Below are 12,072 nucleotides of genomic sequence, written 5' to 3' on the forward strand. Positions count from 1 at the left end.
TCATCTAATATGAAAAACCCTTAATACGAAAAAACCCGGCGGTCGCCCGCCGGGTTTCGATTTCGACGTAACGAAATCTATTAGAACGAGCGCTGGAAGCGGAGGATACCGCCAATGCTGTTCTTCTTGTCGGCGTTGGTCCAGTTGCCGTAGAGGCTGCCGTCGTTGAAGTGACCGTAGTGGTCATAGTCGACTTCGGCCGTGACGGTGAAGCCGGGAACGACGTCGTATGCCACGTTTGCCGCTACGCCATAGTTCTTGTCGTCGTCAGCCGACACCTGGAGGTTGAACGAGGTCTTCTCGTTGAACTTGTAGGTGCCACCGCCCCACACTGCCCAGTTGCCGCCCCACTGCTTGTAGAAGCCGCGACCGTGAGCGTCGACAAAGTTGGTGCCGTCATCGTTGAGCTTGCCGTCCGAACCGTAGCCACCCATGACGAACAGCGACAGGGCGCTGCCGACGTTCACGTCCAAGCGAACCTTGCCAGCGACTTCTTCGTAGTTGCTGTCGTAAGCAACAACGCCGGTGATGGCGCCCCAGCCCTGCGTGTACTTCACGCCGCCGACGACATGCGGAACGTAGCTGTCGATCGTGCCTTTGAGGCCCGAGCCTTCTTCGAGCGAGACCACGGCCGAGAAGCCATTGCCGGCATCGAAGTAGTACTGCACGACGTTGGTGTCGAAATCGCCGTAGGGAACGATCGTATCCTGAATGACGTTGCCGGCGTAGCCGATGAACGTGTTGAAGGCCGATTCGTCCTTACCGACGCGCAGACCGCCGAGCTGGATCCAGGCAAAGTTCAGCGAGACGTTCTTGTTGTGGGCCGGATTGCCGACGGCATTGACAACGCCATCGCTGGTGGTGGTGCCGTAGCCGTTGCTATTGCCGAAGTTGAAGCGGGTCTCGGTGTAGGTCTTCAAGGTGCCGAGTTCGGTTTCCTGGCCGGTCCAGGTCTTCAGCGTGAAGCGGGCGTTCTTTGCCCAGGTGCCCTGTTCCTTACCAGTCTGCGAGTCCTGAGTCTTCGCACCGTCGAACGAGCCGACGTCGCCTGCACCGATGTCGTAACGGACATAGCCGCCGATGCGCAGGCAGGTTTCGGTGCCGGGGATGTAGAAGTAGCCAGCGCCATAGACGTCGCAGATCTTGACGTATTCAGCGGGTTCCGGCTCGGCGACGACGACGGCGTCGGCGGCGCGCGCACCGGAAACTGCGATCAGGGCCGCAGCGGAGCCGAGAAGAAGGCTCTTGATGTTCATTTTCTGACCTCCAGTCAAAAGTTAAAAAACGGGTCTGGGTATTCTTTGTGAAGGACAGCGTTCCCTGCCCCATCCCCACTACCGAAAAAGATGCGCACCGCGCCGCTCCTTCGAAATCGACATTACCCATGAGGCGGCGGCGTTCAACAACGATCGTACCGGCGAAAGGGCTGTTCGGCTGCTATCCCCTGGCGTTGTTGCACAAATGACACGATTTGGCCTCACTCAGAAAGCTCTCGTTAACCATCCGCCCCTCCGCAACCCCTTGTTTGCGGGCGAATCCGACGATCGGCCGACGGAATCATGGCAAAGCCCCGAGTCGCTAGCCAGGAATTGCCGCAGAACCGCCGCATCGCGGAAAAGCTGGGGTCCGGTGCCTTGTTATTTTTCCATATAATGACGCGGGCTTGTTGATTGTGCCGGCGCTTTTCTTTATCCAGCGGCGCAACGGAGAGGTGGCCGAGTGGTCGAAGGCGCTCCCCTGCTAAGGGAGTAGAGGTCAAAAGCTTCTCGTGGGTTCGAATCCCATCCTCTCCGCCACTTTTGCCTGCCCCGGTGGTGACAAGCCAAAAATTACCTTACTAAAACAGATAGATAGATAGGATTGGCGCGACTTTGGCCGCGCGACTTCGCGCCAAAATGCGCTACAGACAACGCTGTTTTGTTCGATTCTGACTGGAGGTCAGAAAATGAACATCAAGAGCCTTCTTCTCGGCTCCGCTGCGGCCCTGATCGCAGTTTCCGGTGCGCGCGCCGCCGACGCCGTCGTCGTCGCCGAGCCGGAACCCGCTGAATACGTCAAGATCTGCGACGTCTACGGCGCTGGCTACTTCTACATCCCCGGCACCGAAACCTGCCTGCGCATCGGCGGCTATGTCCGTTATGACATCAGTGCCGGCGAAGAAGGCAGCTTCGATGGCGCCCGTACCTTTGACAATATGGATGGCACCGACCAGGACACCTGGCACAAGCAGGCCCGCTTCGCGCTGAAGACCTGGACCGGACAGGAAACCGAACTCGGCACGTTGAAGACCTACACTGAGACCCGCTTCAACTTCGGCAATGGTAGTGGCGGCGTCGCCAGCAACCTCAATGGCGGCGACAATACCGCCGTTTCGCTGAACTTCGCCTGGATCCAGCTCGGTGGGCTGCGTGTCGGTAAGGACGAATCGGCCTTCAATACGTTCATCGGCTACGCCGGCAACGTCATCCAGGATACGCTGGTTCCTTACGGTGATTTCGACACCAACGTGGTGCAGTACTACTTCGATGCCGGCAACGGCTTCTCGGCCGTGGTCTCACTCGAAGAAGGTTCGGGCGCAGTCGGCACGATCGACAGCTACGTTCCGCATGTCGTCGGCGGCGTGAAGTACACGCAGGGCTGGGGCGCCATCACCGGCGTCGTTTCCTATGACAGCAACTACGAAGAAGTGGCCGGCAAGGTTCGCTTGGACGTGAATGCCTCCGACGCTCTGTCGCTGTGGGTCATGGGCGGCTACGGCACGGACAATAACCTCAACGACGACGCCAACAATGTTGTCGACGCTTTCGGTCGTGGCTTCTACAAGCAGTGGGGCGGCAACTGGGCAGTGTGGGGCGGTGGCACCTACAAGCTCAACGAGAAGACCTCGCTCAACCTCCAAGTGTCGTATGACGAGTGGAAGGAATTCGGTCTCGCGGCGAACGTCGCTTACGACATCGTCCCGGGTCTCACGATCACGGCCGAAGTTGACTGGGCGCATGCAACCAAGTTCGGCCCGAGCTGGACTGGTATTCCCGCAGGCAAGAGCAATGCGATCGGCGGCATCCTCCGCTTCCAGCGCTCGTTCTAAGGGCTGGTTCCTTACAGGTGAAATCCAGCCCGGGCGCACAAACGCCCGGGCTGTTTTTGTTTCGTGACTGGGTCTGGGCAGACAGAAGGAAAAGGGGGAATCGGTAGCTGAATTGAATCTGCGATATGATTTCGTGGGATCCCCATCTGGCGGATGAAATCACAATCGCGTGATTCAAAGCTCTTGAAAGGACGCTTCCATGTGGGCTAGGTGTGACCTATCCACTCGGGGGTGTGGTTCATAATGACGAACGAAGCGATTCAAGAGGGTGAGCCCTCTGATCATTTTTCGATGTTTTCTTCTCAAAATTCGAAGATACGATACAGCTACAACAATATCAGAGAAGTAAAGTCGTACAGGGTCGGAGAGCTTTTTTTAGCATACCGGGACATATTGTGGGATGATGGGCGGCATAAATACAATGTCAGTTCTTTCATCGGCGAGATAGACGAGCTTCTCCTCGGGGAACGTTTCAGCGCCTTTGACCAGAGTACCCTGGACAATCTTATCGGCACCTTGCGCCAGCGCGGCAACAGCAACGCAACCATCAATCGAAAGATGGCTGCCCTCAGCAAACTGCTGCGCAAGGCTCACAAGATGGGGGATATCCACAGCCTGCCCGAGTTCCGCCGCCAGAAGGAGCGGGCGGGGCGGATTCGTTTCCTCGAGAGGGACGAAGAGGCCAGGCTGTTTGCCGCCATCAAGAGCCGCAGCGAGGATGCCTACAGGCTCTCGGTCTTCCTGGTCGATAGCGGATGCCGCCTCGGTGAGGCTCTGGGGCTGATCTGGAACGACATCCAGGAGCATCGCGTCAGTTTCTGGATCACCAAGTCCGGCCGCAGCCGCACCATTCCGATGACCGAACGGGTGAAGGAGGTCATCAAGCTGCCCGCCGCCGAAGGCCGCCGGCCCAAGGGCCCATTCACCAAGCTCAGCCAGGCTCAGTTTCGTGCCATCTGGAACGACGCGAAGGCCGAGGTCGGCCTTGGCGCCGACGACCAGGTGGTGCCGCATATCTTGCGCCACACCTGTGCCTCGCGCCTTGTACAGGGCGGCATCGACATCCGGCGTGTACAGATGTGGCTCGGCCACCAGACCCTGTCGATGACCATGCGCTACGCGCATCTGGCCACGAACGACCTCGACGGCTGCGTCATTGTGCTGGAAACACCTCGATGCAGCGGGTCCGACAGCGCGACGGGAAAACCCGATTCGTCTCCCTGCGCCGTGATGCAGGAAAGAAAGAGCAAGCCGGTCGCGGCAAAGGCCAAGGTGCGGAAAAGCGCGAAATCCCAATAGCATAAGATGTTCGGTGCGCCCCTCGACCTGAGCTTGGTTGAGGGGCGCATTCGTTTTCGGCGGTGGGCCGTGCCTGTTCTCAGCCCGCGGTCGTGCTGCGCTGCTCGGCATTGTCGAAGAACGTGGCGATCATGTCTGGCAAGTCGCCGGTGTCAAGGAACGGGACGTGCCCCTGGCCCTCGAGGGTGATCGTCTCCATCTGCGAATGGCGCTCTCGCATCTGCCTCAGCGTTTCCACGGACAATAATCTCGAGTTGGCGCCGCGGATGGTGAGCAGGGGAATAGCCTGCAACGCCTCGAATTGCGGCCACAGGGCCGGGAGCGGCTGTTTCAGGTCGAGATTGGCAACGGTGTCGACCAGCTTCGGGTCGAAATCGGGCAGCAGCCCTTCATCAGTCTCGCGGTAGAGCGCCCCTACCATCCGCCGCCAGTCGGCGTCTGTGAGCGCGGGAAAGTCTCCGCCGTGAACATTGCGCTGGGCATCTACCGCCTCGGTTGAGGTTTTCGGCTTTGGTTCACGTTCGAGATAGGACTGGATGTGGGCAAGGCCGGCTGGTTCGATTACAGGCCCGATGTCGTTGAAAACAATGGCTTTCAGCACGGTCGGCCGCAGCGCGCCGAGAACATGGATGATCAGTCCGCCGCGCGAGGTGCCGATGAAGGCGGCTGCCTCAATTCCCAATGCCGTCAACCCGGCAAGAATGTCGCCGGCTTCGACGCCGACATTATAGTGGCTGACATCGGGATCGTAGGCGGATTGTCCGCGCCCGCGATAGTCGAAGGCAACCACCTTGCGCGGAACCGTGGGCCGCGCCGAAAGATAGAGCGCCAATTCGTGAAAATCCCGGGCATTGCGGGTCAGGCCAGGTAGGCAGACCACCGGCCAATGGTCGGAATTTGCTTCACCATAGACGCGCGCATGAAGTTTTAGCCCATCCGGAGCGCTGTAGAAAAAATCGGAAAAGCCTTCAGTGCTCGACATCTGGACGCGATTCCTTCCCGCCACCGAATCTTCCCTGACTGCTACAGGTGAGAGCGGGGAGGGTCAAATAGGCGCTGGGTAGGGAAATACGGCCAAACGCCTCCGCTAGGGAGCAGGTCGGCCGCTTCGGAGAAATCGGCTCTCGAGCCGTCGGCTTGGCTCAGCCACGCCCGTTCACAAGATCCCCAACAATGTCGTATTTGCCGGAAATACGCATCTTGTAGACCTCGTAATTCTCCATCACGCGTTGCACATAACTTCTTGTTTCCGTGTAGGGAATTCGCTCGATCCAGTCGACGACGGCATCGATGTCCTTGCCGCGTGGGTCGCCGTATTTCGCCACCCATTGGCTTGCCCGGTTGGGGCCCGCATTGTAGCCGGCGAAGGTCAGCACATAGGAACCGTTGAAGCGGTCAAGCTGCTCGCCAAGAAAGGCCGAACCAAGCGTTGCGTTATAGCCGGCGTCGGTGGTCAGCTTTGTCTGCGAAAACTGCAATCCTGCCTTTTTCGCCAATTGTTTGGCGGTTGCCGGCATCAGCTGCAGCAGGCCGCGCGCGCCGGCACTTGAGACAGCGCCGATGTTGAACTCGCTCTCCTGGCGGGCGATGGCATAGGCCAGCGCCTTGCCGGAGCCGGAGATATTGGCCGAATCGGGAATGACGCCAAGCGGATGCGACAGCGCGCCGACATCGATGCCGCGCGCGCCTGCGATCTTGCCGACCTTCAGCGCCATGAAATGGTTGCCTTGCTTCTCGGCGAGAACAGCGAGCAGCGCCAGTTCGCCCGGGCTGGTCAACTGCCCGGCAAGATCGCGATAGAGCGTTTCGGCATAGCGGTCGTAGCCGGCTTCCTGCAGCCGCTTGATGGCGCTGACGGCTTCGCGGCCGGCAAAATTCCGCCGGTCGGCGGTATCAGGCTGCGGGTAGACAATGTTGAGCGCCTGTCGGCCGACGCGTTCGGCGGCAAGCTGGCCGTAAAATGTCGTGCCATAGGTCGCGGCGCGCCCAAAATAGTCCTTGGCGTTGCCGGGGCCGCCGACTTCGGCGGCACGGCCGAGCCAGTAGTAGGCGCGCGACAGGGTCATCGGCCCCTGGGCAAGGTCGGCGATGCGCACGAAATGCGTTGCAGCAAGTTTGGGGTCGTTCAGGCCACGCAACGCGTACCAGCCGGCGTGGAATTCGGCATCCGCCGCATTAGCGGCACTTTCAGCGGCATGCATGGCGACAATCCGGTACGCCGTCTTCATGTCGCCCTGGTCGACAAGTTCGCGCGACAACACCCGGCGCTCGACCCACCAGGCGTCCGGATCGACCAGCGCTTCGCGATCAGTCGGCGCCTGCATCACGACAGCGGCTGCGCCGGCGAAATTCTCCTGCTTGCGCAGATATTCGGCCTGCGCGAAGAAATAGCCGGCCGAACGCTGCGCCACCGGCACTGCCTTCAGCAGTTTGGCGGTGTTCTTGTCGCCTCTGTCAGCCGCCGCCCAGGCGTCCGCCAGCTGTTGGGCGCCGGCGAGGCTGGCGACGCGCAAGGCGGAATTCGCCCGGTCGGCATATAACATGCGCTCCATGCGAAAACGGTGGTCGGCCGCCGGGATCAGGCCGCCGAATTCCTTGATCAGCGCCGTTTCGTCCTTGGCTTCCAGGATCGCGGTGCGCCAGAACGGTGACAGCACCGAACGCGCCGCCTTGGCGTTGCCGGACGAGACATAGGCGCGGGCGAGAACCATCACGCCTTCGAATGTCGACGGCTGGCTGCCGTCGAATGCCCGAATGACGATGTCCGGGGCAGGGTTCTCACGATAAAGCGCGCGCTCGCTGTTCTTGCGCAAGGCAACGGTGCCCGGCCAGTTGGGCAATATCCTTGCCGCGGCCGCGATGTCGCCGCTCGGAACCTTGTCGCCACCGTACAGCGCAATCGCCCAGGCAAGGATGTGCTGGTCTAGCGAGTTGGCGGGAAGAGCATCACGCACGGTCCGGGCGCCGGGAATGTCGCCAGCCGCCAGCGCATCCAGCCCGCTCTTCAACTGGGCGACGCTGGGCGAGGCATCCGGTTGCGCCCGGGCCTGCAGCCCCGGCAGCGGGATCGCCGAGGTGACCTGCACATCGACGCTGCCGCCGATCGCCATGCCCGGCATCAGCGCGAGCGTGGCGCCAAGCAGCGCGAAAAGGTGAGACCGACTGGCCGGCATGATCCTATGTCTTTCCTTGTCCTGGCATTCTACCAGCAGCCGAGATGCCTCGAAGCCTAGACTTAGGTCGTGAAGAGCCCGTAAACACTGGGTTATCGAGGTCGCCCGAATTGCGCTTGCTGGCACCATGGCAATGCTTGCCGCGCAACAATGTCGAGACTATGGTGCGCCGCTTCGCTTTCGGCTAGAAGGCGCGCACGACAAAGCACCGATGCATGTCGCCCAAAAGTGGATACCGGTTTTGGGGAAACGACATGCATAAACAAAGAAGTCCCAAGGAGTTGGACGACATGCTGAGAGGCTCGCTTACCGCGCTCGTGACACCGTTCGAAAAGAGCGGGCGTTTCGACGAGAAAGCCTTTCGCGCGCTCGTCGAGTGGCAACTCGCCGAAGGCACGACAGGCCTGGTCCCGGTCGGCACCACCGGCGAGTCGCCGACACTGTCGCACGACGAGCATCGCCATGTCGTCAAGGTCTGCATCGAGGTGGCCAGGGGCCGCGCCCCGGTGGTCGCCGGCGCCGGTTCCAACAACACCGAGGAAGCGGTTGGGCTCGTGCAATATGCCGAAAAGGCAGGCGCCGATGCCGCCCTGGTCGTTACACCCTACTACAACAAGCCGACCCAGCGGGGCCTCTACGAGCACTTCGCTGCCGTCGCCAGGGCGACCAAGCTGCCGATCATAATCTACAACATCCCGCCGCGCTCGGTCATTGACATGACGCCGGAGACGATGGGCCGGCTGGCGCACGACTTCAAGAACATCGTCGGCGTCAAGGATGCCACCGGCAAGGTCGAACGGGTTTCCGAGCAGCGCGCGACCTGCGGCAGGGAGTTCATCCAGCTTTCGGGCGAGGACGCTTCCGCGCTCGGTTTCAACGCGCATGGCGGCGTCGGCTGCATTTCGGTGACGTCGAACGTCGCGCCGCGGCTCTGCGCCGAGTTCCAGGAAGCGACGCTTTCCGGCGACAGCGCCAAGGCGCTGGAACTGCAGGACCGTTTGCTGCCGCTGCACAAGGCGATCTTCATGGATCCTGGCGTTTCCGGCGCGAAATACGCGCTGTCGAAGCTGGGCAAGGTCGAGAACGTGCTGCGTTTGCCGCTGGTCACCGTCGAGCAGTCGACGGCCGAAAAGATCGATGCGGCCATGAAGCACGCCGGCTTGATAAACTAGGGATGAGGCGCCACCTCTCCACATCATGAATCAAGTCAGAAAAGCCGATCCCAACAACAAGACCGTTGCGGAAAACCGCAAGGCGCGGTTTTCCTATGAGATCCTGGACACGGTCGAGACCGGCCTGGTGCTGACCGGCACCGAGGTCAAGTCGCTGCGCCAGGGTCAGGCCAACATCCAGGACAGCTATGCCTCGGTCGAAGGCGGCGAGATCTGGTTGATCAACTCCTATCTGCCGGAATATCTGCAGGCCAACCGTTTCAATCATGAGCCGCGCCGCCGACGCAAACTGCTGCTCAAAAAACGCGAGATGGCGAAATTGTCGCAGAGCGTCGACCGCGAAGGCATGACGCTGGTGCCACTTAAGATCTATTTCAACGACCAGGGCCGCGCCAAGCTGCTGCTCGCCGTCGGGCGCGGCAAGAAGCTGCACGACAAGCGCGAAAGCGAGAAGCAGCGCGACTGGTCGCGTGAGAAGGGCAGGCTCCTGAAGGAGCGCGGATAGGCTGGGGCCATTCGTTTGAAGAGCCGGATTATCCTGTTGAGCTTGGCCAGCCTGGTTCTGGCATGTTTCGTCGCCGCGGGCGGATATCTCTATTTCAGGGCATTCTCGCCGGACCGCGGCAAATATCCGGTCAGGGGCATCGACGTCTCTCACCATCAGGGCCCAATTGACTGGCGGCGCGTTGCCGCCGACGATGTCGCTTTCGCCGTCATCAAGGCGACCGAAGGCGGTGATCATGTCGACGACGCCTTCGCCACCAATCTGCGTGAGGCCCGCGCCGCCGGTCTTGCCGTCGGCGCCTATCATTTCTTCACCTTCTGCCGGCCGGGCAGCGATCAGGCGCGCAATTTCATCTCGGTGGTGCCGCACGATCAGCCTTTGCTGCCGCCGGTTGTCGACATCGAGTTCGGCGGCAATTGCCCGCGGAGGCCGACGCCCGAGCAACTGAGTGCCGAACTGGCCGCGTTCCTCGCTCCAGTCGAGGCAGCGTTCGGCAAGCCGGCGATCGTCTATCTGACCGACGAGGCCGCGGATGCCTTTGCCGGGCGCATCGCTGCCCGGCCGCTGTGGCTTCGCTCATTGCTGTTGCAGCCAGTCCGCGACGACTGGGTCTACTGGCAGTACCACAACAGGGGACGTGTCGACGGCATCAACGGCGATGTCGATCTGAATGTGCTGCAGGGTGGCTCGGCGGTGTTGGCCGCGCTGGTTGCGCCGCCACGCTGATGAGCCCGCAGCCGCCAGACTCTATTTCTGCAGGAACGCCGCGATCTCGCTGAAAACACTGACGAACATTGCTTCGGTCAAGACACCGGTATTGGTATTGTAGCGCGAGCAATGGTAGCTCGAAAACAGGGTGATGCCGCCGGCCGGTTGCCGCCCGCCATGCTTGAACGGGTAGGCGGCGACACGCCCACCAAGCGCGCGCACGGTCGACTGGTGCGCGATCGATCCCAGCGCCAGAACCGCGCGCAGGTTTGGAAACCGGGCGATCGTCGGCACCAGGAAAGTCCGGCAGGTGGCGATCTCGGCGCCCGCCGGCTTGTTCTCCGGCGGCACGCAACGCACCGCATTGGTTATGGCCGCGCCGACAAGCTCAAGCCCGTCATCGGGCCTTGCCTTGAACGCGCCGCGCGCGAAACCATGCGAAATCAGCGTCGAGTAGAGCAGGTCACCGGCAAAGTCGCCGGTGAAGGGCCGTCCGGTGCGGTTGGCTCCGCGCAGGCCGGGCGCCAGCCCGACGATCAGCAACTGGACCGCGGCTTCACCTTCCGGCGGCAGGAAGGTCGGCACCGGTGCATTGAACCAGGATGGTTCGCGCTGCCGCCATTCCGCGATGAAATCGTGCAGCCTTCGACAAAGCGGGCAGTCGCGGCCGGGTTCGGGGGATGAGATGGCGGTCAAGGCGACCGGCCTCAGAAATCGTCCTCATCGACTTCGGCCGGCTCGGGCCGCCGCACCGGCCGCTCGGACGGATCGCGGCCGACCTCGTTCTTCAGCGTCGTCAGGTCGATGAAATGATCGGCCTGGCGGCGCAGATCATCGGAGATCATCGGCGGCTGCGAGGCCATGGTCGAGACGATCGATACCTTGCGGCCGCGCCGCTGGAGCGCCTCGACCAGCGTGCGGAAGTCGCCGTCGCCGGAAAAGATGACATAGTGGTCGACGACATCGGCGAGCTCCAGCGCGTCGACCGTCAGCTCGATGTCCATATTGCCCTTGATCTTGCGGCGGCCGGTCGAGTCGGTGAATTCCTTGGCCGGCTTGGTGACGACCTTGAAGCCGTTGTAGTCGAGCCAGTCAATCAAGGGACGGATCGAGGAGTATTCCTGATCCTCGACCAGCGCCGTGTAGTAATAGGCGCGCAGCAGATAACCGCGCTTCTGGAAACTCGACAGAAGCTTGCGATAGTCGATGTCGAAGCCAAGCGCGCGCGACGTGGCGTAGAGATTGGCGCCGTCGATGAACAGGGCGATTTTTTCACGGGGGTCGAACATGGAAAATAGTCCTTTTCGAAATAAGCGGCCGTCTAAACGAAATGCGATAGCGACTATCGGTCAGGCTCATAATAATCCGGCTGACCTTGACACCATCCGAGATAACGCCAGTTTCACGGCAATCCAAGGGCGCGTTGCCGCACTGCAAGCAATTGTGATCGAGACACTGAGCGCATGGATGCTGCCTGATTTTGCAAAAATCAGGTGTTTGAAGGAGGGATTGAGCGCCTGGTGGCCCCGCCATTGCCATGATGCTTGTATTTTGACGGCGTTCAGGTTAAGGACCGCGCCTGTTTTCCATCAAATCCATCGCATGAAAGGGGCAATCCATGGCCCGCGTAACCGTTGAAGATTGCATCGACAAGGTCGATAACCGCTTCGAGCTGGTGCTCCTTGCCGGCCACCGCGCCCGTCAGATCAGCCAGGGTGCGCCGATCACCGTGCCGCGTGACAACGACAAGAACCCGGTCGTCGCGCTGCGCGAGATCGCCGACGAGACGTTGTCGCCCGACGACCTCAAAGAAGATCTGATCCATTCGCTGCAGAAGCATGTCGAGGTCGACGAGCCCGAAGCTGATGGCGAGGCGATCGCCGACCAGACCGGCGGCGCTGTCGCGGCCACCAACGCCGACGACGCCGAGGAGAATGTCACTTTCGACCGGATGACCGAGGAAGATCTGCTGGCCGGCATCGAGGGTCTGGTTCCCCCGGAAAAGAGCGACGATTACTAAGAACGAACCACTGTTGCGAAGGTCGCTGGATTAATCGTCCGGCACTTCCGTATCGGCAGTTTCGTGGCTATCTATGACATGCGCCGTACGCCAGTGCGGCGCATGAT

General features: G+C 61.0%; 11 protein-coding genes and 1 tRNA gene. 7 read left to right on the forward strand and 5 right to left on the reverse strand.

All coding sequences use genetic code 11. The features are described 5' to 3' along the window. Nucleotides 1–80: 80 nt before the first annotated feature. Nucleotides 81–1,256, reverse strand: coding sequence for a porin (locus tag BLS48_RS09495; protein ID WP_091577087.1), 1,176 nt, complete (start codon nt 1,254–1,256; stop codon nt 81–83). Nucleotides 1,257–1,705: 449 nt separating this feature from the next. Between BLS48_RS09495 and BLS48_RS09500 the strand changes: the two genes are divergently transcribed. From BLS48_RS09500 to BLS48_RS09510, 3 genes are all read left to right on the forward strand, one after another. Then, nucleotides 1,706–1,796 (forward strand) — tRNA-Ser (locus tag BLS48_RS09500). A 149-nt stretch (nt 1,797–1,945) separates the two neighbouring features. Further along, complete coding sequence (locus BLS48_RS09505) at nt 1,946–3,088, forward strand: porin (RefSeq protein ID WP_091577088.1); 1,143 nt, start codon at nt 1,946–1,948, stop codon at nt 3,086–3,088. Between the two features lie 243 nt (nt 3,089–3,331). Next, the gene (locus BLS48_RS09510; RefSeq protein ID WP_425284668.1) at nt 3,332–4,387 is read left to right on the forward strand and encodes a tyrosine-type recombinase/integrase; all 1,056 of its coding nucleotides are present in this window, start codon (nt 3,332–3,334) and stop codon (nt 4,385–4,387) included. 79 nt (nt 4,388–4,466) lie between these two features. Here BLS48_RS09510 and BLS48_RS09515 read toward each other — a convergent pair whose 3' ends face one another. Both BLS48_RS09515 and BLS48_RS09520 read right to left on the reverse strand, forming a co-directional pair. Next, on the reverse strand, nt 4,467–5,369 hold the full coding sequence (locus BLS48_RS09515; protein WP_091577090.1) for an alpha/beta fold hydrolase: 903 nt from the start codon (nt 5,367–5,369) through the stop codon (nt 4,467–4,469). Nucleotides 5,370–5,529: 160 nt separating this feature from the next. Continuing rightward, entirely contained in the window at nt 5,530–7,560 is a 2,031-nt protein-coding gene (locus tag BLS48_RS09520; RefSeq protein ID WP_091577091.1) for a lytic transglycosylase domain-containing protein, read from the reverse strand. Between the two features lie 290 nt (nt 7,561–7,850). Here BLS48_RS09520 and dapA point away from each other — a divergent pair, with 290 nt between their 5' ends. Genes dapA through BLS48_RS09535 form a run of 3 tightly spaced genes read left to right on the forward strand, consistent with a single transcriptional unit; the run spans nt 7,851 to nt 9,963 of the window. Next, entirely contained in the window at nt 7,851–8,732 is an 882-nt protein-coding gene (gene dapA / locus BLS48_RS09525; protein ID WP_091577559.1) for a 4-hydroxy-tetrahydrodipicolinate synthase, read from the forward strand. 25 nt (nt 8,733–8,757) lie between these two features. Next, nucleotides 8,758–9,237 (forward strand): SsrA-binding protein SmpB, encoded by a 480-nt coding sequence (gene smpB / locus BLS48_RS09530; RefSeq protein WP_091577093.1) that lies wholly within the window; start codon nt 8,758–8,760, stop codon nt 9,235–9,237. Nucleotides 9,238–9,273: 36 nt separating this feature from the next. Further along, the gene (locus BLS48_RS09535) at nt 9,274–9,963 is read left to right on the forward strand and encodes a glycoside hydrolase family 25 protein (RefSeq protein ID WP_425284669.1); all 690 of its coding nucleotides are present in this window, start codon (nt 9,274–9,276) and stop codon (nt 9,961–9,963) included. Nucleotides 9,964–9,984: 21 nt separating this feature from the next. On the opposite strand, the gene BLS48_RS09540 is transcribed toward BLS48_RS09535, so the two are convergent. Together BLS48_RS09540 and BLS48_RS09545 are read right to left on the reverse strand one after the other, a co-directional pair. Then, nucleotides 9,985–10,641, reverse strand: a complete 657-nt coding sequence (locus tag BLS48_RS09540; RefSeq protein WP_091577096.1) for a uracil-DNA glycosylase — start codon at nt 10,639–10,641, stop codon at nt 9,985–9,987. An 11-nt stretch (nt 10,642–10,652) separates the two neighbouring features. Then, nucleotides 10,653–11,234 (reverse strand): LabA-like NYN domain-containing protein, encoded by a 582-nt coding sequence (locus BLS48_RS09545; RefSeq protein ID WP_091577098.1) that lies wholly within the window; start codon nt 11,232–11,234, stop codon nt 10,653–10,655. 329 nt (nt 11,235–11,563) lie between these two features. Between BLS48_RS09545 and rpoZ the strand changes: the two genes are divergently transcribed. Then, nucleotides 11,564–11,965, forward strand: coding sequence for a DNA-directed RNA polymerase subunit omega (gene rpoZ, locus BLS48_RS09550; protein WP_091577099.1), 402 nt, complete (start codon nt 11,564–11,566; stop codon nt 11,963–11,965). Nucleotides 11,966–12,072 lie beyond the last annotated feature (107 nt).

Source organism: Mesorhizobium qingshengii, from assembly GCF_900103325.1.
Classification (GTDB): domain Bacteria; phylum Pseudomonadota; class Alphaproteobacteria; order Rhizobiales; family Rhizobiaceae; genus Mesorhizobium; species Mesorhizobium qingshengii.